16 protein-coding genes are annotated in these 20,708 nt (G+C 73.0%); 8 read left to right on the top strand and 8 right to left on the bottom strand.

Annotated elements, in window-relative coordinates:
- Positions 1-2: 2 nt before the first annotated feature.
- Positions 3-2,081 (bottom strand): SpoIIE family protein phosphatase, encoded by a 2,079-nt coding sequence (locus ACGFYH_RS33260; protein ID WP_393806891.1) that lies wholly within the window; start codon positions 2,079-2,081, stop codon positions 3-5.
- A 255-nt stretch (positions 2,082-2,336) separates the two neighbouring features.
- Between ACGFYH_RS33260 and ACGFYH_RS33255 the strand changes: the two genes are divergently transcribed.
- The 4 genes from ACGFYH_RS33255 (at position 2,337) to ACGFYH_RS33240 (ending at position 6,373) form a co-directional block, all read left to right on the top strand.
- Positions 2,337-3,218: a hypothetical protein gene (locus tag ACGFYH_RS33255; RefSeq protein ID WP_393806890.1), complete on the top strand. Its 882-nt coding sequence runs from the start codon at positions 2,337-2,339 to the stop codon at positions 3,216-3,218.
- Positions 3,219-3,288: 70 nt separating this feature from the next.
- Positions 3,289-3,660, top strand: a complete 372-nt coding sequence (locus ACGFYH_RS33250) for a hypothetical protein (RefSeq protein WP_393806914.1) — start codon at positions 3,289-3,291, stop codon at positions 3,658-3,660.
- A gap of 114 nt (positions 3,661-3,774) precedes the next feature.
- Positions 3,775-5,790 (top strand): FAD-dependent oxidoreductase, encoded by a 2,016-nt coding sequence (locus tag ACGFYH_RS33245; protein ID WP_393806889.1) that lies wholly within the window; start codon positions 3,775-3,777, stop codon positions 5,788-5,790.
- A 31-nt stretch (positions 5,791-5,821) separates the two neighbouring features.
- Positions 5,822-6,373, top strand: coding sequence for a PadR family transcriptional regulator (locus ACGFYH_RS33240; protein ID WP_393806888.1), 552 nt, complete (start codon positions 5,822-5,824; stop codon positions 6,371-6,373).
- A gap of 125 nt (positions 6,374-6,498) precedes the next feature.
- On the opposite strand, the gene ACGFYH_RS33235 is transcribed toward ACGFYH_RS33240, so the two are convergent.
- Together ACGFYH_RS33235 and ACGFYH_RS33230 are read right to left on the bottom strand one after the other, a co-directional pair.
- The gene (locus ACGFYH_RS33235) at positions 6,499-7,050 is read right to left on the bottom strand and encodes a hypothetical protein (protein WP_393806887.1); all 552 of its coding nucleotides are present in this window, start codon (positions 7,048-7,050) and stop codon (positions 6,499-6,501) included.
- A 163-nt stretch (positions 7,051-7,213) separates the two neighbouring features.
- Positions 7,214-8,197, bottom strand: a complete 984-nt coding sequence (locus tag ACGFYH_RS33230; protein ID WP_393806886.1) for a fibronectin type III domain-containing protein — start codon at positions 8,195-8,197, stop codon at positions 7,214-7,216.
- 414 nt (positions 8,198-8,611) lie between these two features.
- On the opposite strand from ACGFYH_RS33230, the gene ACGFYH_RS33225 reads away from it, so the two are divergent.
- Positions 8,612-9,463 (top strand): glycoside hydrolase family 75 protein, encoded by an 852-nt coding sequence (locus tag ACGFYH_RS33225; RefSeq protein ID WP_393806885.1) that lies wholly within the window; start codon positions 8,612-8,614, stop codon positions 9,461-9,463.
- Positions 9,464-9,702: 239 nt separating this feature from the next.
- On the opposite strand, the gene ACGFYH_RS33220 is transcribed toward ACGFYH_RS33225, so the two are convergent.
- From ACGFYH_RS33220 to dhaK, 3 genes are read right to left on the bottom strand one after another with little or no spacing between them, the layout of a single operon-like run.
- On the bottom strand, positions 9,703-10,113 hold the full coding sequence (locus tag ACGFYH_RS33220) for a PTS-dependent dihydroxyacetone kinase phosphotransferase subunit DhaM (protein WP_393806884.1): 411 nt from the start codon (positions 10,111-10,113) through the stop codon (positions 9,703-9,705).
- On the bottom strand, positions 10,106-10,705 hold the full coding sequence (dhaL, locus tag ACGFYH_RS33215) for a dihydroxyacetone kinase subunit DhaL (RefSeq protein ID WP_393806883.1): 600 nt from the start codon (positions 10,703-10,705) through the stop codon (positions 10,106-10,108). Before dhaL ends, ACGFYH_RS33220 begins: the two co-directional genes overlap by 8 nt.
- Before the next feature lie 49 nt (positions 10,706-10,754).
- The gene (gene dhaK / locus ACGFYH_RS33210) at positions 10,755-11,747 is read right to left on the bottom strand and encodes a dihydroxyacetone kinase subunit DhaK (protein ID WP_393806882.1); all 993 of its coding nucleotides are present in this window, start codon (positions 11,745-11,747) and stop codon (positions 10,755-10,757) included.
- Between the two features lie 395 nt (positions 11,748-12,142).
- Here dhaK and ACGFYH_RS33205 point away from each other — a divergent pair, with 395 nt between their 5' ends.
- Positions 12,143-12,397, top strand: a complete 255-nt coding sequence (locus ACGFYH_RS33205) for a transposase (protein ID WP_393806881.1) — start codon at positions 12,143-12,145, stop codon at positions 12,395-12,397.
- Between the two features lie 471 nt (positions 12,398-12,868).
- On the opposite strand, the gene ACGFYH_RS33200 is transcribed toward ACGFYH_RS33205, so the two are convergent.
- Together ACGFYH_RS33200 and ACGFYH_RS33195 are read right to left on the bottom strand one after the other, a co-directional pair.
- Positions 12,869-13,654, bottom strand: coding sequence for a thioesterase II family protein (locus ACGFYH_RS33200; protein WP_393806880.1), 786 nt, complete (start codon positions 13,652-13,654; stop codon positions 12,869-12,871).
- A gap of 172 nt (positions 13,655-13,826) precedes the next feature.
- The gene (locus ACGFYH_RS33195) at positions 13,827-15,032 is read right to left on the bottom strand and encodes a cytochrome P450 (protein ID WP_393806879.1); all 1,206 of its coding nucleotides are present in this window, start codon (positions 15,030-15,032) and stop codon (positions 13,827-13,829) included.
- Between the two features lie 304 nt (positions 15,033-15,336).
- Between ACGFYH_RS33195 and ACGFYH_RS33190 the strand changes: the two genes are divergently transcribed.
- Both ACGFYH_RS33190 and ACGFYH_RS33185 read left to right on the top strand, forming a co-directional pair.
- Complete coding sequence (locus tag ACGFYH_RS33190; RefSeq protein ID WP_393806878.1) at positions 15,337-16,488, top strand: glycine amidinotransferase; 1,152 nt, start codon at positions 15,337-15,339, stop codon at positions 16,486-16,488.
- Between the two features lie 228 nt (positions 16,489-16,716).
- A partial coding sequence (locus tag ACGFYH_RS33185; RefSeq protein WP_393806877.1) for a type I polyketide synthase occupies positions 16,717-20,708 on the top strand: 3,992 nt, incomplete at its 3' end.

Below are 20,708 nucleotides of genomic sequence, written 5' to 3'. Positions count from 1 at the left end.
CCCTACGCCGGCGGCGTGGCCCGGGCGATCAGCAGGGCCACGTCGTCGGAGTTCTCCGGTTCGTGCAGGGTGCGCAGAAGCAGGTCGCAGACCTCCTCCAGGGGGCGGTCCGGGCCGTCCAGCAGGGCGAGGAGCGCGTTGAGCCGCTCGTCCAGCGGATGCCGGCGCGTCTCGACCAGACCGTCGGTGTAGAAGACCAGCCGGTCGCCCGGCTCCAGGCCGACGGCGGTGGTCGAGAAGGCGACGCCGCCCACCCCGAGCGGCACCCCGGTGGGCAGGTCGAGCAGTTCGGGCGGTTGGCCGGTGCGCAGGCGGACCGGAGGCAGATGTCCCGCGTTGGCGATCAGGCACCGCCTCCGGTGCGGATCGTGGACGGCGTACAGGCAGGTGGCGATGGCCTGGTCCAGGCCCGCCGTGGTCCGGTCGAGGTGCTCGAGGAGCAGCGCGGGGTCCAGTTCGAGGGCGGCCAGAGTGTTCGTCGCGGTCCGCAACCGTCCCATGGAGGCCGCCGCCGCGATGCCGCTGCCCATCACGTCGCCCACCACGAGCGCGGTCTTTCCTCCCGCCAGCTCGATCACGTCGAACCAGTCGCCGCCGACCTCGCTGGTGGCCCCGGCCGGCTGGTAACGGGAGGCGACCTCGAGCCCGCCCGTCACCGGCGGATGGCTCGGCAGCAGGCTGCGCTGGAGGGTGAGGGCGGTGTCGCGGGCGTTCTGGTACCAGCGGGCGTTGTCGATCTGCAGCGCCGCCCGTGCGGCCAGCTCGCGGGCCAGCAGCAGGTCGTCCTCGTCGAACGGCAGCGGGTTGGTGACCCGTTTCAGGTCCAGGGCGCCGAGCACCTCGCCCCGCGCGATCAGCGGTACGGCCAGGTACGAGTGCACGCCCGCCCGGCGCAGCAGCTCGGCCGCCTCCCGTGAGCGGGCGATGCGCGCCAGATCCTCCCGCGTCACCCGCGCCACCATGACCGGCCGGCCGGTGCGCACGCACTCGGTGACCAGACGGTCCGGTCCGTAGCGGGCGACCCCGCCGGGCCGGTCGGCCGCCCGCAGCGCGTCCCGGGCGTCGTCGGCCCGCACGGCCAGCGCCCTGAGCACCGCGGACTCGGCCGGGCCCAACGTGCTGCGCCGGCCCTCCACCACGGCGTCCAGGAGATCCACGGCGGCGATGTCGGCCAGGTCGGGCACGGCCACGTCGGCCAGCTCGAACGCGGTACGGTCCAGCCGCAGCGTGGTGCCGATCCGGGCGGAGGCGTCCGCGACGGCTGCCAGCCGCCGCCGCGCGGCCTCGGCCTCGGCGCTCGCCCGGTACTGCTCGGTGACGTCGGTGACCGAGAGGGCCACACCCAGCACGGCGCCCAGGGAGTCCTCCAGCCGGTACAGCGAGACCGACCAGGCGTGGTCCTCGTCCGGATCGGAGGGAGTCCTCCCGGTCGCGGGCCGGCCGACGACCGGCCGCCCGGTCTCCAGCACCTCGCCCGCCGCCGCCTCCAGCGGAACGGCGTCCACCTGCGGCAGCAGCTCACGCATCGTCCGTCCGAGGTGCTCCTCGGCGGGGATGCCGTCGAGCCGCTCAAGGGCCGGGTTGACCGAGACGTACCGCAGCCCGGTGTCCAGGACGGCCAGACCGATCGGGGACTGCGTGACGACCCTCGTGGACAGGGCCACGTCCCGCTCCAGCCGGCGCACCGTCGACTGGTCGGCCGCGAGCCCCAGCGCGTAGACGTTCCCGCGGTCGTCCAGCAGACGCATGTTGCGGAACTCCACCAGCCGGGTGCTGCCGTCCTTGTGCCGGACGGGAAAGGCGCCGGCCCAGCCCCGGCCGGTCTTCATGACCTCCCCGAACAGCTTCACGACCAGGTCGAAATGGCGTTCGTGGACCATGATGCGGGCGGCGTACCGCCCCAGCGCCTCCCGAGCGGAGTATCCGAACAGGTCCTCGGCCTGCGGGCTCCACAGGACGATCCGGCCGTCGGTGTCCAGCACGATCGAGGCCACGTTCAGCAGGTCGAGCAGCCCACTGGGCCGCACCGGTCCGCGCGGCGACGCGTCGCCCTCGAACCCGGCAGACCCGGCTGTACTCATCCCACGCCCCGCCTTCACCGTCCGACGCGGCACGCCCTTGGACGCCGACTCCCTTGCTCTACCGCGTTCCACCGCGCGCGGGGCCGATTCTCCGAGGCGCCGCCCTTTCCTTCCAGCATCTCCCCGCGGGGCGGGGACCGCCGCACGAAGCGCGGCCGGAGTTGGTCTGTACATGACTCCCTGGGCGGTCCAGACTGTGCGCCCAGTGCCCCACGCCCGCCCGTGCCGCCCGGCCACCCCCCCGAGGAGCCCTCTATGCCCCTGCGTGCCCGGCAACGTTGTCACGCCGCCCTGACCGGACTCGCCGTGCTCACCCTCGCCATCGGTCTGGCGGGTCCGGCGACGGCGGCGGCCCCCGCCGCCGACACCTGGAACGAATCCGGCTCGGACCGCGCCGACCCGCTGACCGAGAGCCAGGGCCTGGCCTCGGTCGAGATTCCGGCGGGCAGCCCCAACCGCTACACCGGAATCGGCACCGTTCCGCTCGGCCTCCGCGCCCGGGGCTGGAACCACGTCGGCGACCCCGACGCCTCCTACGACGGCCACTACGTCGAGCCGTACCAGCGCGACGACGGGAACACGAAGATGTTCCGCGTGCAGGCGCCGGACGGGGGCTGGTCGGAGTACGTGCACACGCTGAGCGCCGGCGAGGCGCTGAACAACTCGTGGTCCGCCGTCTCGCCGGACGGCCAGTGGATGCTGGCGGGCGAGTGGGGCACCATGACCCGGCTGCTGGTCTTCCCGACCCCCGGCGTCAACCCCGCCACCTCGCCCTCGGCGAACCTCCCACAGGCGGCCACCGTCCACCTGGACCACGCCGTGCGCGACGTCCAGGGCTGCGACTTCCTGGACGCGACCACGCTGCTGTGCTCCTCCGACGACCCGGAGGGCACGCTCTTCGGCATCACCAAGCCGCTGCTGAGGATCGACCTCTCGGCGGCGCCGAACGGCACGGCCGACGTCACGGGCCGAGTCACCGCACTGCGGCAGTTGCCCCTGCGCAGCGCCTGCTCCGGCGGCTTCGAGGCGGAGGGCGTCGACTACGACCGCCGTACCGGCACCCTGCGCGTGATCGTCGTGTCGCCCGGCTTCTGTGTGCTGACCGACAGCAGGACGTACCGGTTCACCCGGGGCTGACCCGGCCCCTTCGCGCCGGGCCGCGGGTGGTGCTTTCCTGGTGGGAGGGGCCATGAGAGGAGCGATCGCGATGGACGGTGAGCGACTGCATCCGGAGTCCGTCTCCGTGGAGCTGAGCGGGTGCAGCAAGGAGGACGCCCGGACCGTGTTCGACGCCCTGTGCGCGTGCTTCTCCTCGGACCGGCACGCGGGCGACGCGACCCGGGAGCACCACGAGGTGCGCCCGACCGTGTGGCTCGGTACCTACGACGTCGCCGACGCCCACCGGGGCGAGTGCGGCCCGGCCCGGCTCGGGGCGTCCGTGGAGGCCGACGCGCAGGGCGGCTACTGGGCGATCGAGCGGTTCCGCACCACCCTGGACTCCCTGTTCACCGTGCAGGATCTGAGCGCGGCGTCCGGTGACCAGGAACGGGAACTGCACGTGCGGCTGGAGAGCCGCTGACCCGAGGCCCTCGGGCCATGTGATGTGGCGTGCGCCGCCTCTTTGTGCAACTAGTTGCACAAAGAGGCGGCCGTCCTCTACAACTGAGGCACGTCACCGCGCACGGAGGGCCCGATGAGCCGTTACCCCCACCTGCTGAGCCCGCTCGACCTGGGCTTCACCACGCTCCCCAACCGGGTGCTGATGGGCTCCATGCACGTCGGCCTGGAAGAGGCCGAACGCGGCTTCGAGCGCATGGCCGCCTTCTACGCCGCCCGGGCCCGCGGGGGAGTGGGGCTGATCGTCACCGGTGGCATCGCCCCCAACGACGAGGGCCGGCCCTACCCGGGCGGTGCCAAGCTCACCACCTCGGACGAGGCCGGGCGGCACCGGACCGTCACCGACGCCGTGCACCGCGAGGGCGGCCGCATCGCCCTGCAGATCCTGCACTTCGGCCGCTACGCCTACCACGCCGGCCTGGTCGCGCCGAGCGCGCTCCAGGCCCCGATCAGCCCGCATGTGCCGCGCGAGATGACCGACGCGGACATCGAGCGCACTATCGACGACTACGTGCGCACCGCCCGGCTGGCACGCGAGGCCGGATACGACGGCGTCGAGATCATGGGCTCCGAGGGCTACCTCGTCAACGAGTTCATCGCCGCGCGGACCAACCACCGCACCGACCGCTGGGGCGGCTCGTACGAGAACCGCACACGCTTCCCCGTCGAGATCGTCCGCCGGGTGCGCGAGGCGGTCGGCGAGGACTTCATCCTCGTCTTCCGGCTCTCCATGCTGGACCTGGTCCCCGACGGTTCGACCCTCGACGAGGTGATCACCCTCGCCAAGGCCGTCGAGGCGGCCGGGGCGACCATCATCAACACCGGCATCGGCTGGCACGAGGCCCGCATCCCCACCATCGCCACCTCCGTGCCGCGCGGCGCCTACACCTGGGTGACCGAGCGGCTGATGGGCGAGGTGTCGGTCCCGCTCGTCACCACCAACCGCATCAACACCCCCGAGGTGGCCGAGCGGTTGCTCGCCGAGGGAACCGCCGACATGGTCTCGATGGCCCGCCCGATGCTCGCCGACCCCGACTTCGTCGCCAAGGCCGCGGCCGGCCGCCCGGAGGCCATCAACACCTGCATCGGCTGCAACCAGGCCTGCCTGGACCACACCTTCGGCGGGCAGATCACCTCCTGCCTGGTCAACCCGCGCGCGTGCCACGAGACCGAACTGGTCCTGGCCCCCACCCGCCGGCGCAAGCGCGTCGCCGTCGTCGGCGCCGGACCGGCCGGGCTGGCCTGCGCGGTGAGCGCCGCCGAACGCGGCCACGAGGTCACCCTGTTCGACGCCGGAAGCGAGATCGGCGGCCAGCTGAACGTCGCCCGCAAGGTCCCCGGCAAGCAGGAGTTCGACGAGACGCTGCGCTACTTCCGTACCCAACTGGCGGCGCACGGTGTCGACGTACGTCTCGACACCCGGGTCGGCGTCGACGACCTCGCCGGTCACGAGGAGGTCGTCGTGGCCACCGGCGTCACCCCGCGCACGCCGGACATCCCCGGCGTCGACCACCCGTCCGTCGTCGGCTACCTCGATGTCCTGCGCGACGGCGCCCCCGTCGGCGCCCGCGTCGCGATCCTCGGCGCGGGCGGCATCGGCTTCGACGTCGCCGAATACCTCACCGACGGCGGCGACAGGGCCCACGAGGACCCGCGGGCGTACTTCCGCCTCTGGGGCGTCGACACCGGCTACCGCGCGCCCGGCGGTCTCGCCGCACCCGAGCGCCCCGCGCCGCCTCGCACCGTCCACCTGCTCCAGCGCAAGACGTCCAAGGTGGGCGCCGGGCTCGGCAGGACCACCGGCTGGATCCACCGCACCGAGCTGAAGCACCGCGGCGTCACCATGGTCCCGGGTGTGCGCTACGACCGGATCGACGACGCCGGACTGCACATCACGGTCGGCGACGAGTCCACCGTGCTGGAGGTCGACACGATCGTCCTGTGCACGGGCCAGGAGCCGCGCCGCGGCCTGTACGAGGAACTGGTGGCCGCCGGGCGCGCCGCGCACCTCATCGGCGGCGCCGACGTGGCCGCCGAGCTGGACGCCAAACGCGCCGTCAAGCAGGGCACCGAGCTGGCGGCGGCGCTGTAGCGGGCGGACGGGCCGTCCCTAGGATGAGCGCATGTCACTCCCGCACGCGATCCTCACCGCCCTGCTCGAAAGGCCGTCGTCGGGGCTGGAGCTGACCCGCAGGTTCGACAGGTCGATCGGCTACTTCTGGTCGGCGACGCACCAGCAGATCTACCGCGAGCTGGGAAAACTGGAGACCGAGGGCCTGATCCGCGCGCTGCCCGGCCAGCAGCCGGCCCGCGGGCAGAAGAAGTCCTACGAGGTGCTGCCGGCGGGCCGCGCCGAACTGGCCCGCTGGACCGCCGCCGCACACGATCCCAAGCCCCTGCGGGACACGATGCTGCTGCGGCTGCGCGCCGCCGCCGTGGTCGGCACCGCCGGTGTCGAGGCGGATCTGCGACGCCACCTGGAGCTGCACGAGCGGCAGCTGGCGGAGTACGGGGAGATCGAGGAACGGGACTTCCCGCCCGGCCGCGACGGTACCGAGGACCGGCTGCGGCACCTGGTGCTGCGGGCGGGCATCGACCTGGAGACGTTCTGGACCCGGTGGCTGAGGCTCGCGCTGGCGGAGTTCGCCGAGCTGCCCGGCGACGAGACGGCCTGACCGGGGCGGGCGAGGAGCGCGGCGGAGGGTGCCGGTCGAGGGCGGCGACCGGGGCGGCCGGGATGGGCGGCCGCGGCGCCCGGGACGGGTGGCCGCGGCCGGCGGCCGGGTCTCCGGGGCCCCGCTCAGAACCGGTACGGCTTCGAGCGGCGGCGCAGGAACCAGGCCGCGGCGATGACACCGGAGCCCACCAGCGCGCCGCCCGCCACCAGGGTGGCCGTGCCGTAGTCCTGGACGGCCCCGCCGAGACCGCCCATGACACCACCCGGCGACGCGGACGGAGCAGGGGCGGCGGAGCGGCTGGGCGAGGGGGAGGGAGCCGAGGAGACGATGACCGTCTGGGTGCCGGCGGTGCTGTTGTTCGAGCACATGACGATCACCGTGTACGTGCCCGGCGTGATCCCCGACCAGGCCGCGGACTGCCCCGAACCGCTGCCGGACAGCGCCACCTGACGCCCCTCGGCGAAGTCCCGCTGGCTGCTGGTGAGCAGCGAGGCGGTGCCCCAGCTGCCGTTCAGCCGGGCGCAGGCCGTGGTCGTGACCGACACCGTGGTCCCGGTGGTGCTCACGGAGATCCCCGGTCCCGCCAGAGCCGGTCCGGCGGCCGGGGCGACGGGCAGCGCGACGGCGGCTGCCACGGTCAGGCCGGAGCGGAGAAGGGGCGATGAGATGCGCATGTGGACTGCCCTCCGGCGGCACGGTCGGCGGTACATCCTTGCGCCGCCGGGGATCGGGAACGCCCGTGCCCCTCTGGCAGCCAACAGGGTGCCCGCCGTGCCCGCATGCGGAGCGCGACCGCCCAGGTGACGCCCTTCCCCCCGGCCCGCGGCCGGCCGGGCGTCAGCGGTCCGAGCCCGTGGTCACCCTGCGCTCGGCCGAGAGGCCGCCCCAGGTTCCGTCGGCCAGCCTCGCCCGGACCCGCACCCGGTGGGTGACACCGGCCTCGCGTCCCGCGTAGAAGCTGTACTCGGCACGGCCGCGCGGCGCGTCGGCGCCGTAGACCAACGAGGTCGCCGCACGGCCGTCCAGGTGGATCTGGTACTCGGTGACCGGACCGTCCGTTCGCGGCGGGATCCACGAGAGGTCGAGGTAGTAGGCCCCGTCGGCGCGGTGCGACGCGGCGCGCAGCCCGGTGGGCGCGGTGGCGTGCCCGTCGTCGGAGCCCGGGGTGGAGAGCCGTACGGCGGCACCGGCGGGGGAGACGTTGTCGGCGGCGTCCCGCGCCCGGACGGTGAAGGAGTATCGGGTGCCTGCCCGCAGTCCCGTGACCACGGCGGCGGTCTGACCGCCACCGACGCTGTGGACCTTCGAGTCGCCCTGGTACACGTCGTACGACGCCACCCCGCGGTCGTCCGTCGCGGCGACCCAGGTGAGCCGGACCGCCCGGCTGCCGACCGCCCGGCCGTGCACGTCGCCGGGACGCGTGGGAGCGGAGTCGTCGGCCACCGCGGCGGGGGTGGTCGCCCGCACCTCGCGGCTGCGCGGTCCGGGCCGCCCGTCGGCGTTGCGCGCCCGTACGGTGAAGGCATAGGCCGTCGAGGGGCGCAGCCGGGTGACGTCCACCATGCGCTCGGACCCCGGTACCTCCTTCACCAGTGTGCCGCCGCGACACACCTCGTACGTCCCGACGCCGTCGACCGCGTTCCACATCACGTGCACGGTCGTCGCGCTGCCCGCCTGCGCGGTGACGCCCGTGGGCGCCCCGGGCAGTCCGCCGCCCGCGCCCTCGCCCCCGCCCCCGCCGCAGGACGTGAGGAGGACGAGCGCCCCGCAGAGCAGGGCGCACCGGCGAAGGAGCGGAGCGGGAACGGGAACGTCGCGCACGGCTCTGCCTCCGGTACGGCGCCGACTCCGGCTGTAATGGTCCGGACCAATATGACGCCCGTGACGCGATGACTTCAAGAGGGCCGCGAGTGACGGTTCCTCGCAAGGGTCCCGACGGACGGTCACTCGGGAGGGTTACACATGCTGAGTCACCTCAGGGCCGAACTCCCCCGTTCTCCCCAGGAGTTCGGGCCGACGGCGCGCGGGCCGCTGTCGTCGCTGATCCCGCGCCGCCGCGGGCGGCCGGGCGGCCCGGAAACGGAACGAGCCCGGCCCGCCCGCCCCCGGTCGCGCCCGGACCCGGGGAACCGCCAGTGGGCGTGCACCGTCTGGCCCCGCAAAAGGTGCTCGCGTGAGCGTTTCGGGGACAGATGGGCCGAGTGACCGCCCATGCCCCCCAGGAGAGGCCACAACGTGCGTGTCCAGTCGCTGACACTGGTCGCGGCCAGCGCCGCCCTGCTCGCTCCCACGACCTTCCCGAACGCTCCCACCGCGCCGCTCCCCGGCGCCCCGGCGCCGATCCTGCTGCCCGGTGTTCCGGACCGGGCGGTGTCCCCGCGAGCGGGCAGGTCCGGCGTCCGGACCGGCCCCGTTGCGCACCCCCCGGCGGCGTTCCTGCCCCCACCGCGCATCGGGCCGGTCTCCGGGGCGGGCGCCCGGCCGGAGCGGAACGCGGGCGAGGGCTCCGTCCGCGCCGCCGACCTGCTGGCCAGGGTGCGGGACTGCGAACCCGTCTCCAGCGGGCGCTACCGCAGCGACGCCGGAGCACCGGCCGACATCCCCGTCTGCGGCACGCGTGACGCCGTGTACTGGAAGGCCGACCTGGACGTCGACTGCGACGGGCGGCCCGGTGACCGGTGCAACAGCCGGACCGACGCGCACTTCAGCCCGGCCACCGCGTTCACCCGGTCGGACGGCCGCCCGCTGGACGCCGAGAGGCTGCCCTACGTCGTCGTTCCCGAGCCGAGCGACACCTGGGACCACCGCGAGGACGACGTCCGCGGCGGATCGCTCGCGGCCGTCGTCCACGGGGACCGGGTGCGGTACGCGGTCGTCGGCGACATCGGTCCGCGCGACCTCGTCGGCGAGGCCTCCTACGCCGCCGCACGTTCCCTCGGCATTCCGGCGGACCCGGAGGGCGGCGGCGCGGCCTCCGACGTGACGTACATCGTCTTCAAGGGCAGCGAGGCCGAGCCCATCGAGGACCCGGCGGCGGCGGAGAGGGCGGGGGAGCGGCTGGCGCGGAAGTTCGTGCGCGGAGACTGATCCGAACGGACGGGCCGCGCCTGCGGTGGGGCCCACCCGACCGGCCACTCACCCGACCGGCCACGGCCGGGCTCCCGGTGGGCCCGGCGGCCTGCCGGTGGGATGTTCCGGCCGGGCCGCCCGGGCGGCACCTCCGACCGGAGTCGCCGCCCGGACCTTGAGGCAGGACCTTCGGGCAGACCTTACGGCAGGACCTTCGGGCAGGACCCTGAGGCGGACCTTCCCCTCGGACTTTCCCCTCAGACCTTCCGGTAGGAGTACGCTTCCGCGGCCGCCGCCTCCACGGCCGCGAGGTCGGCGCCCGTGGAGGCCGTGACGACCGCGGCCACCGCGCCCTCGACGAAGGGCGCGTCCACCAGCCGGGTGTTGTCCGGGAGTTCGTCGCCCTCGGCGAGCAGCGCCTTGACGGTGAGCACCGCACTGCCGAGGTCGGTGAGGACGGCGACCCCCGCGCCCCGGTCCACCGACGCGGCGGCGGCCGCGACCAGTTCGGAGCTGGTACCGAAGTCGCCCGACGCGGTACCGCCCGCCGGGGCGACGGCCACCGCCCCGGCACCGCCCGACAGCGCCTTCGCCAGCTCCGCCACCGACGCGGCGACCTGGGCGCTGTGGGACACCAGCACGATTCCCACCCTCTCGTCGTCACTCACCGGCCGCCTCCTTCAGCGCTTCGAAGAGCAGAGCGGACGAGGTCGCCCCCGGGTCCTGGTGCCCGATGCTGCGCTCGCCCAGGTAGCTCGCCCTGCCCTTGCGGGCCTGCAGAGGTGTGGTCGCCTCGGCGCCCTCCACGGCCGCCGTGCGGGCCGCCGCGAAGGAGTCGCCCAGCGCGTCCACGGCGGGTACCAGGGCGTCGACCATGGTCTTGTCGCCCGGCGCTGCACCGCCGAGCGTGCGGACGGCGTCCACCCCCGTCCGCAAGGCCTCGGCCAGCTCGTCCGCGCTCACCTCGGCGGAGTCCCCGAGCGCCTTGCCGGTACGCCTCAGCAGCGTCCCGTACAGGGGCCCGGAGGCACCGCCGACCGTGGAGATGAGCTGCCGCCCGGCGAGGATCAGGACGGCGCCGGGGGTGTCGGGCGCCTCCTTCTCCAGGGCGGCGGCCACAGCCGTGAACCCGCGCTGGAGGTTGCTGCCGTGGTCGGCGTCGCCGATGGGTGAGTCGAGGGCGGTGAGCCGCTCCGCCTCGCGGTCGACCAGCGCGGCGGTCGCCGTCATCCAACGGCGGAAGAAGTCGGCGTCGAGCACAGGATCTCCTTGCCTGGTAGGTGCGTCGCGATTCTTCCCCCGTCGGCCGTCACATGCCCCACCTCAGACCCGGGGTGCTGACCGGCGCGTCCCACAGTCCGAGCAGTTCCTCGTCGATCTGGCACAGGGTGACCGAGGCGCCGGCCATGTCCAGCGAGGTGACGTAGTTGCCGACGAGGGTGCGGGCCACGGCGACACCCCGCTCGCCGAGTACGCGCTGCACCTCGGCGTTGAAGCCGTACAGCTCGAGCAGCGGTGTCGCGCCCATGCCGTTGACCAGGACGAGGACGGGGCTGCGGGGGGCGAGGTCGGTGAGGACGGCGTCCACGGCGGCCTCGGCGATCTCCCCCGAGGTCATCATCGGGCGCCGCTCCCGGCCCGGCTCCCCGTGGATGCCGATGCCCAGCTCGAGTTCACCGGTGGGGAGGTCGAAGGTGGGGCTGCCCTTGGCCGGCGTGGTGACGGCGCTCAGTGCCACGCCGAAACTGCGGGAGCTGTCATTGACACGGCGGGCGATCGCCTCGACCTGCTCCAGCGGCCGGCCCTCCCGCGCCGCCGCCCCGGCGATCTTCTCCACGAACAGGGTCGCCCCCGTGCCGCGCCTGCCGGCCGTGTAGAGGCTGTCCGTCACCGCCACGTCATCGTTGACCAGCACCTTCGCGACCCGGATGCCCTCGTCCTCGGCCAGCTCGGCGGCCATGTCGAAGTTGAGCACGTCACCGGTGTAGTTCTTGACGACGAACAGCACCCCGGCCCCGCTGTCCACGGCCGCCGCGGCCCGCACCATCTGGTCCGGCACCGGCGAGGTGAACACCTCACCCGGACACGCGGCCGACAGCATCCCGGGCCCCACGAAACCGCCGTGCAACGGCTCGTGCCCGGAACCACCCCCCGACACCAGGGCGACCTGCCCGGCCACGGGGGCGTCCCGCCGGACGATCACCCTGTTCTCGACATCCACGGCCAACTCGGGATGGGCGGCCGCCATACCCCGCAGGGCGTCCGCGACCACGGTCTCGGGGACGTTGATGAGCATTTTCATGGGTACCTCCTGGGAAGAATATCAGGCGAGTTCTGGACCTGCGTTTTCGCTGGTCGCAGCGGGTTCGGGTGGCTAGTGATCTTGGCGGCCCGCGGCGGTCCGGAGCGGGCTCCGGGGGTACTGACGCTGATTTCCGTGACGGGTCATCAGGTGGCGGATGGGCAGATGGATCTCGGTCGGAGTGCCGCTGTCGGCAGTATCGGCCTTGCGGCAGCGAAGGGCACGTGCGAGAGCGCCATGGGCGCGTCTCGGGCCCGTCAGGGACCGCGTGGGGACGCGCGGGCGGGCGTCGAGGTCTTGTCTGGACCACCAGGCGCTCATGGCTGCTGCAGTCGAAGCGGGAGACGACGGCCTGTGAAGCTTCCCCTTGACCGTGGACACCTGGAGACTGGGACGTGAGAGCCCAGTGGAAGCAGTGCCAGGTGGGAAGCAACTACACGAAGCGGTACTCGGACGAGTACAAGCGGGACGCGGTCGAGCTCGTGCGGTCACCGGGCCGGACGGTGACCGAGGCCGCCCGGGAGCCCGGGGTCAGCTCGGAGTCCCTGCGGGGCTGGGTGAAGAAGGCCCGCGCCGCTCAGGACACCGGATCCGCTCGCGCGGCCGGGCGGGACAGGGCAGAGCGCCGACGCCCGGGACGCGGAGCTTAAGCGGCTGCGGAAGCTGACCGCTGAGCGGGCAAAAACGATCGAGATCCAGCCGGCGCACCGGCCGCCGCAGCCTGACCAAGGCCGACACCGACACCGAGGCCGTCCCGTCGCCGGACCTGACCGGCCGGGACCTCACCGCCACTCGCCCCGGCACGAAGACCGTCGGGGACATCACCTGCATCCCCACCGCGGGGGGCCGGCTCTACCTTGCCTCGTGGCTGGACCCGGCCACCGCATGCCGGACAGCGCCTGGAATTCGAGGACGCCGAACTCGCCTTCGACGCGGCCTGGCGCCGGTCACCCACTGCCGGGGAGAGCCCGGCGACGGTGACACGGAACCACGCACTCGGCGACCACGGATCCGGATCAGCCACATGAACCGTCATGGGGTCCGTGGAGAGCGCGTAGTACGCCTACGCCTGGGCCTTGTCCTCGGTAGGGGGCCCGTCCCCCCGCCGGGCTCCCCCCGTGTCACTCAGCGACGGCGTCCGGGCAGGTGTGGGCGCGCAGCAGCGTATCGGTGACGAGCGCGGCGATCTCGGGCTCGTTGTCGGTCAGGAAGAAGTGACCGCCCGGGAAGGGTCTCAGCTCGAAGGCGCCGGTGGTGTGCTCCTTCCATGCGGCCGCCTCGCCGAACGGGACATGGTGGTCCCGGTCTCCCACGAGCGCGACGACCGGACTGCCCACCGTGGCGTCCGGGCCAGTGTGGTACGTCTCCGCGGCACCGTAGTCGGCGCGCACCGTCGGCAGGATGAGCCGGAGCAGGTCGGGCTCGTCGAGGACGCGGCCGTCCGTGCCTCCCAGCTCCCGGAGTTCGTTCACGATGCCCTCATCGTCCCGGAATCGGATGCCGCGGTCGCCCGAGATGGAGGGCGCTCGGCGTCCGGAGACGAGGAGGGCCTGGGGCGCGGCAGGACCGTCGCGTTCGAGCAGGCGTGCCAGTTCGAAGGCGACGGCAGCACCCATGCTGTGCCCGAAGAGGGCGAAGGGACGGCCCGCGACGAGCGTCCCCAATTCCTCGAACGCACCCAGAGCGAGGTCCGGCACTGTGGAAAGGCAGGGCTCACGAATGCGGTCCTGGCGGCCCGGGTACTGCGTGGCGCACACCTCGACCCAAGGGGGCAGGCGCTCCGAGAGTGAGATGAAGGCGCTCGCGGACCCTCCGGCGTAGGGCAGGCACACCAGAGTGACGCGGGCGTCCGGGCGCGCGTGGAACGTACGGAACCATGTGTTCCGTGACGGAAGGGGTCGTGCCATGGCAGAGCGGCTCCCTTCGGCTCGGCGGGGATCGTGGTCTCGGCCGACCCTTTCGGGTCGGACGGGCCACGGCATCCGTGCAGGCCGCCGTTACAAGCCGTCGGGGCGCGCCTCGGGCCCCTGCGCCCCCGGGGCCCCGCTTGACGCCTGGCTTCCGCCACGGCCCTCATCCTCACACGTCCCATGTGACCGGAAGACGCTTCACTCCGTGGATGTCGGACAGTTCCGTACGCAGGGCGATCTCGGCGGCCGGTACGGCGAGACGCAGCGAGGGGAAACGGTGGAGCAGTGCGGGGAACCCGACGCGCATCTCGACCCGCGCCAGTTGCTGGCCCAGGCACTGGTGAATGCCGTGCCCGAAGGCCACATGCCCGCCTTCCTGACGCTGGAAGTCGAGCTTGTGCGGGTCGGTGAAGCGCGCGGGGTCCCGGTTCGCGGTGTTGTAGGACAGGATGAGCGACGAGCCGGCCTTGACGGTACGGTCGCCGAGGCGGACGTCCTCCAGCGCCGTACGCATGAACGTCTTGCCGACGCTGAGATACCGCAGCAGTTCCTCCACGGCACGGTCGGTGAGGCCGGGGTCGTCGCGCAAGGCGGCGAGTTGCTCGGGGTGGCGCAACAATGCGAAGGTGCCGAGCGCCAGCATGTTCGCCGTGGTGTCGATGCCGGCCGCGAGCAGCACCAGGGCCGTTCCCAGCAGCTCCTCGTCCGTGAGGTCGCTGCCGGTGAGTTCGCTGAGCACGTCGTCGGTGGGGTGCGCGCGTTTGGCGGCCACCAGCTCCCCGAGACGCTCGCGCGTCGTGGTGTAGGCGGCGGCCGTGTCCTCGTCCCGGGCCTCGGCGTCCATGAACGACTCGAACTGCGCCTGGAACGAGGCCCGGTCGGCGGCCGGAACGCCCAGCAGCTCGCAGATCACCCTGGCCGGGACGGGCTTGGCGAAGGCGCTCACGAGATCCGCGGGAGGGCCTGACTCCCGCATCGCGTCGAGGTGCTCGGCGGTGAGCTCCTCCACGCGCTCGGTGAGCAGCCGCATCCGGCGCACGGTGAACATGCCCATCAGGGGCTTGCGGTAGCGCCTGTGCTGCGGGTCGTCCATGAGGAGGAACTCGCCCGGCGGGACCGGCGGCAGCTTCAGGCCGCCGTAGTCGACGGTCGGATGACGCATCAACTCCCGCCGCGAACTGAACCGCGGGTCCGACAGCACCGACCTGATCAGATCGTACCCCGTGACCAGATAGCCGTCGTGTCCGCCAGGGAAGGTGTAGCTGCTGAGGGGGCCGTGGCCCTGGGCTTCGAGGAGCTCTGCCGGAGGGTCGAAGGGGCAGCCCGGTCGCCGCGCGGCCGGCAGTGTGGAGACGGTGTGCAACGGGTCACCCATGACCCTTCCTCATCTCACGAGAGAACGAATTCGACAAGGCCCGAAAGGCATGCGCCTTTCTACCCGCCGGGCGGCGGGCGTGTCCACCCCGCTCCTCGTCTTTGCCTTTCGCTGTTCCGCAGAATCCGCCGCGACATTACATGCCCAGTATGGGGGATGCCTTTCACCGTCGGTGAGTGGGTGAACAGGGAACCCGTGCCGTAACGGTGGAACTCCCCGATGCCCGCGGGGGCGGAGCCCGGTGAGGATGGCGAGTGCTCTGCGGAGTTCACGGCCGGCCCCCGACGAGTAGGCGGTTCACTGCATGCTTCTGAACAGTTTTGACGAGTGGTCGCGACTGCGTGAGGTTGTCGTCGGATCGGCGGAGAACTACGTCTCGCACGAGCGGGAGCTTTCGTTCGACCTGTTCTTCCACGACAACCTCGCCCAGGACAACCCCGGCCGCTCCGAGTGGTACTACCCAAGGCTGTCCGCACGCGGCGAGCGGTCCGACCGCCGGCGGCAGCCGGTGGCCCGGCGCTACGTCGACGAGCTGAACGAGGATCTCGAAGGGCTGGCCGACACCCTGCGCGGCCTCGGCGTCACCGTCCACCGCCCGCGCGCGCTGCCCGCCACGACCGCCGAGGTCAGCACCCCGGCCTGGTCCGCCTCCGTCGTGCCGCCGCTCAACATCCGCGACAACACGCTCGTCCTCGGCGACGAGATCATCGAGACATCACCGATGATCCGTTCCCGCTACTTCGAGACCCAGCTCCTGAAACCCTTGTTCCAGGAGTACTTCCGCAACGGCTGCCGCTGGACCGTCATGCCCCGCCCGCTGATGACGGACGCGTCGTTCGATCTGTCCTATGTGCGCTCCGCGACCGCCGGAGGACCGACCGAACCCATTGGAGAGCCCCAGCCGTCGCCCTACGACGTCGGTCTGGAGATGATGTTCGACGCGGCCCAGTGCCTGCGGCTCGGCCGGGACATCGTCGCGAACGTCTCGACCGAGAACCACGAGCTCGGTGTCGCCTGGCTGGAGCGGCACCTCGAAGGCCGCTTCCGCGTCCACCGGGTCCACCGGCTGAGCGACAGTCACATCGACAGCATGGTGCTGGCCCTGCGCCCCGGCCTGCTGCTGGTCCGCTCCGAGGCGGTCGTCGAGCTCCTGCCGCCCGCCCTGCGTCGCTGGGACCGTATCGTCGCACCCACCCCCACGCGGAACGACTTCCCACGGTACGAGGACGACGACCTCATCCTGACCAGCCCCTTCATCGACCTGAACGTGCTGTCCGTCGACCCGGAGACCGTGCTGGTCAACGAGGCGAGCCCGGAGCTGGTCCGGACCCTGGAGGACGCGAAGTTCACCGTCGTGCCGGTACGCCATCGGCACCGGCGCCTCTTCGGCGGCGGATTTCACTGCTTCACTCTCGACACCGTGCGGGACGGCGGCCCCGAGGACTACCTCGAATGAGCCGGCCGCGGCGCTCGGGGGACACCCGTGCCGCCGGCGTGTAACGGCGGAGTTCGCCGATGGTGACGTGTCCGTCGGGTGAAAGCGTAGGGCGGGAAGCGCCGCTCGCATACCGCCGGAACTCGAATTCGGGCGCATTCGGCTACAGGTATTCACCCCGTTCCTCCGTTCCTTTTCACGAAGAGTCCGGAGTCCCGGGGAATCCAGGAAATCCAGGGAGTCGTACTCATGAGGGCAGCGGACGGTCGGGACTCGGCGCTCGCCATCATCGGTGTCTCGTGCCGTTTCGCCGGAGCGGAGAATCCGGACGAGTTCTGGCGACTGCTGGCCGCGGGTGGCAGCGGCGTCGGCGAGGTGCCGTCGGGCCGCTGGACGGGAGCCGCCGCCGAGCACACTCCCCGTACCGGTGGCTACCTGGAGCGCGTCGACGCGTTCGACGCCTCGTTCTTCGGAATCTCACCGCGCGAGGCGCCGTTCGTCGACCCCCAGCAGCGGCTCGCCCTCGAACTGGGCTGGGAGGCGCTGGAGGACGCCCGGATCACGCCGGACCGGATGCGCGGGACCCGGCTCGGCACGTTCGTCGGCGTCACGGGCGACGACTACGCCCAACTCCTGTCCCCGCACGTCGGAACGCTCGCCACGCAGCACGCACTGACCGGCGTGCAGCGCGGCGTCCTCGCCAACCGGCTGGCCGCCTTCCTCGGCGCCCGCGGACCGAGCATCACCGTCGACTCGGCGCAGTCCTCCTCCCTGGTGGCGCTCCACCTCGCGGGCGCGAGCCTGCGCGCGGGCGAGTCCGACGCCGCCCTGGTCTGCGGGGTCAACCTCCATCTGCTGCCGCAGAGCGTGCTGCTCGCCGCTCGCCTCGGTGCGCTGTCCACCCGCGGCGGCTGCTTCACCTTCGACGAGCGTGCCGACGGCTACGTACCGGGCGAGGGCGGGGGTGCCGTCGTCCTGAAGCGCCTCGACACCGCCCTCACCGACGGCGACCGCATTCTGTGCCTGGTCCGTGGCAGCGCGACCAACAACGACCCGGCCGGCGCGACCCTGACGGCGCCGACCGCCGAGGCCCAGTCCGAGGTGCTCACCTCCGCCTGCCGCAGCGCCGGCGTCTCGCCCGCCGCCGTACGCTACGTCGAGCTCCACGGCACCGGCACCCCCACCGGAGACCCCGTCGAGGCCGCCGCGCTGGGCGAGGCGCTCGGCCGCCACCGCCCCGCGGAGCGCCCCCTCGCCGTCGGCTCGGTGAAGACCAACATCGGCCACCTCAGCGGTGCCGCCGGCATCGCCGGACTCATCAAGGTCGTCCTCTCGCTCAAGCATCGCCGGCTGCCCGCCAGCCTCAACTTCGAGAACCCCAACCCGCGCATCCCGCTCGACGAGCTCAACCTCCGTGTGCAACGGGGCCCGGGTCCGTGGCCCGACGGCCCCGCGGAGCCGGAAGGCGAGGCCGGTGAACTCGTCGCCGGTGTCAGCTCCTTCGGCATGGGCGGCACCAACTGCCACGTGGTGCTGTCCGACTGGAACCCCCAGCAGAAGGCATCCGCCGCACCGACGGCATCTGCCGCACCGACGGTGGCGCTGCGCGAAGTGCCGTGGCTGCTGTCCGCGCGTACCGACGCCGCCCTGCGCGACGCCGCCTCTCGGCTGGCCGGCAGCGGCGCGGCCGACGACACACAGGCCTCGGCGGCGGAGGTCGCCTGGTCCCTCGCTTCGTCGCGCAAGGGCTTCGAGCGGCGCGCGGCCGTCGTAGCGGCCTCGCACGAGGACCTGCTGACCGGAGTACGCGGACTCGCCGACGGCGATCCCGCATCCGGCGTGGTGCTGTCCGGCCCGACGACTCCGGGCGAGGTGGGAGTGGTCTTCTCGGGCGGCGCTCCGGGCGCGGGCGGCGCGGCCACGGCCCTGTCCGTCTTCCCGGTCTTCGCCGAGGCACTGGCAGAGGTGTGCGAGGTCTTCGACGAGGTGGCCGGCGATGTCGCCGACGCCCTCGGCCTGCCGGAGCGGGCGCGGACGCGACTGGGACTGGCGGACGGGGGGTTCGGTGCGGCGTTGCGCCGGGCCATGACCTCGGCGGCCGACGACGCGGAGCCGGACGTCCAGGAACCGGGCCCGGGTCAGGGCGGCCGGGAGCAGGCGGCCGCCTTCGCGTTCGGCGTGGCCTCGTGGCGGCTGCTGACATCGTGGGGGCTGCGCCCGACGACGGTCGCGGGACACGCGGTGGGCGAGGTGACGGCCGCCCACGCGGCGGGTGTATGGGCGCTGCGGGACGCGGCACGCCTGGCACTGGCGCGCGGCTGGCTCGGGGAGACCTCACCGGCCGACGGGGCGGTGGCCTACCGCAGGGTGCTGTCCTCGGTCGAGCCCGGCGCCTCTCGGCTGACCGTGGTGTCGACGATGCTGGGAGGCACGGCGGAGCCCGAGCTCCTCCAGGACCCTGAGCACTGGCTGCGGCAAGCGCGGGAGACGGGCCCGTTCACCGACGGCTCAGCGCTGATGCGGGACAGCGGCCTGTCGCTCGTCGTGGAGGCGGGACCGGACGCGGCTCTCACCTCCTCGGCCGCCACGCTCGATGACGACATCCCTCCCGCCTTCGTCCCGCTGGTCGCGGAGGACCGCGTATCGGTCAGGTCGCTGGCGACGCTGTGGGTGGCCGGAGCCGACGTCGACTGGACCCCTCTGCTGAGCGGCGTCCGGAGCGTCGACCTGCCGACCTACCCCTTCCAGCGCCGCCGCTTCTGGCTCGAGACGGGACCGGAACAGGCCGCCCCGGAGGCCGGGACCGCGACGCAGCCACCGGCCACCGCGGACGCACCGGCTGCCACGGACGCACAGACCCTCACGGAGGTACCCGCTGAGGGGCCGGCCGTCACCGGCACGGGCACCCCTGCCGCCCCGGCGGTCGACCCCGCGCACCCCGGACGTGAGGCCGTCGCCGTGCTGAGCGGGCTCACCGGACCGAAGCGGACGGCGGCCCTGCGCACGTTCGTCTGCGAGCAGGCGGCCATCGTCATGCGAGACACGGCCCCGGTCGATCCGGCGCTCACCTTCAAGGACCTCGGTTTCGACTCCGTCATGATCGAGGAACTCGGCAGGATCCTGGCGGCGTGCACAGGGCTGCCCGTGAGGGGGAGCACGGTGTTCGACCACCCCACGCCCCAGGCCCTGGCCGCGCACATCGACGCCTCGCTCACCACCGTCCCCGGGGCCACCGGCCCGGGGAACGGCTCCCCGGAACCCGGCAGCTCCCAGAAGCCCGCCACCGGACTGGCCACACGCTCCGCGTCACCAGGCGTCACGAGCTCGGATGCGGGCGCGGATCACCCCGGCCCCACGCCGTCCACCGCTCGGCCGGACGACGGCACGACCGGCCCGGCACCCGCGCGGGACACACGCTCCCGGCACGCCGACGACGATGCCGTGGCCGTGGTCGGCATGGCCTGCCGTTACCCCGGCGGCGTCGCCTCGCCGGACGACCTGTGGCGTCTGGTCGCCGACGGCGCGGCGCCCGCCACGACCTGGCCCACGGATCGTGGCTGGACGCCGCCCGGAACGGAGGCCGGCCAGGCCGCGCCCAGCGGCGGATTCCTCGACGGGGCCGCGGACTTCGACGCCGGCTTCTTCGGGATCTCGCCGCGCGAGGCGCTGACGATGGACCCGCAGCAGCGGCTGCTCCTGGAGACCTCCTGGGAAGCCCTCGAACAGGCCGGACTGGACCCGAACGGTCTGCGCGGCTCGGCCACGGGCGTCTACATAGGCGCCACGCCGCACGACTACGGCCCCCGCGCCGACCAGGCGCCGGACCACCTCGCGGGTCAGATCCTCACCGGCAGCGCCCCCAGCGTCATCTCGGGCCGGGTGGCTTACACGTTCGGCTTCGAGGGCCCGGCGGTGACGGTGGACACGGCGTGCTCGTCGTCGCTGGTGGCGATACACCTGGCGGGGAGGGCCCTGCGGTCGGGCGAGTGCGATCTGGCCCTGGCCGGCGGCGTGGCCGTCATGGCGACGGCCGGCATGTTCCGCGAGTTCGGCCGACAAGGAGGCCTGGCGGCCGACGGCCGCTGCAAGCCCTTCTCGGCGGACGTCGACGGCACGGCGTGGTCCGAGGGCGTGGGAGTCCTGGTTCTGGAGCGGCTGTCGGACGCCCGTCGCAACGGGCACCGTGTGCTCGCGGTCGTGCGGGGCAGTGCGGTCAACCAGGACGGGGCGAGCAACGGCCT

This window comes from Streptomyces sp. NPDC048392, assembly GCF_043200575.1.
GTDB lineage: Bacteria > Actinomycetota > Actinomycetes > Streptomycetales > Streptomycetaceae > Streptomyces.
Note: the sequence above shows the minus strand (reverse complement) of the source record. Positions and strands in the feature narration are given on the sequence as shown.

Coding starts and splice junctions, on each gene's coding strand:
- ACGFYH_RS33260 (WP_393806891.1), bottom strand. CDS start 2,081: ATGAGTACAGCCGGGTCTGCCGGGTTCGAGGGCGACGCGTCGCCGCGC.
- ACGFYH_RS33240 (WP_393806888.1), top strand. CDS start 5,822: ATGTCACTCCCGCACGCGATCCTCACCGCCCTGCTCGAAAGGCCGTCG.
- ACGFYH_RS33255 (WP_393806890.1), top strand. CDS start 2,337: ATGCCCCTGCGTGCCCGGCAACGTTGTCACGCCGCCCTGACCGGACTC.
- ACGFYH_RS33200 (WP_393806880.1), bottom strand. CDS start 13,654: ATGGCACGACCCCTTCCGTCACGGAACACATGGTTCCGTACGTTCCAC.
- ACGFYH_RS33195 (WP_393806879.1), bottom strand. CDS start 15,032: ATGGGTGACCCGTTGCACACCGTCTCCACACTGCCGGCCGCGCGGCGA.
- ACGFYH_RS33235 (WP_393806887.1), bottom strand. CDS start 7,050: ATGCGCATCTCATCGCCCCTTCTCCGCTCCGGCCTGACCGTGGCAGCC.
- dhaK (WP_393806882.1), bottom strand. CDS start 11,747: ATGAAAATGCTCATCAACGTCCCCGAGACCGTGGTCGCGGACGCCCTG.
- ACGFYH_RS33245 (WP_393806889.1), top strand. CDS start 3,775: ATGAGCCGTTACCCCCACCTGCTGAGCCCGCTCGACCTGGGCTTCACC.
- ACGFYH_RS33190 (WP_393806878.1), top strand. CDS start 15,337: ATGCTTCTGAACAGTTTTGACGAGTGGTCGCGACTGCGTGAGGTTGTC.
- ACGFYH_RS33250 (WP_393806914.1), top strand. CDS start 3,289: ATGGACGGTGAGCGACTGCATCCGGAGTCCGTCTCCGTGGAGCTGAGC.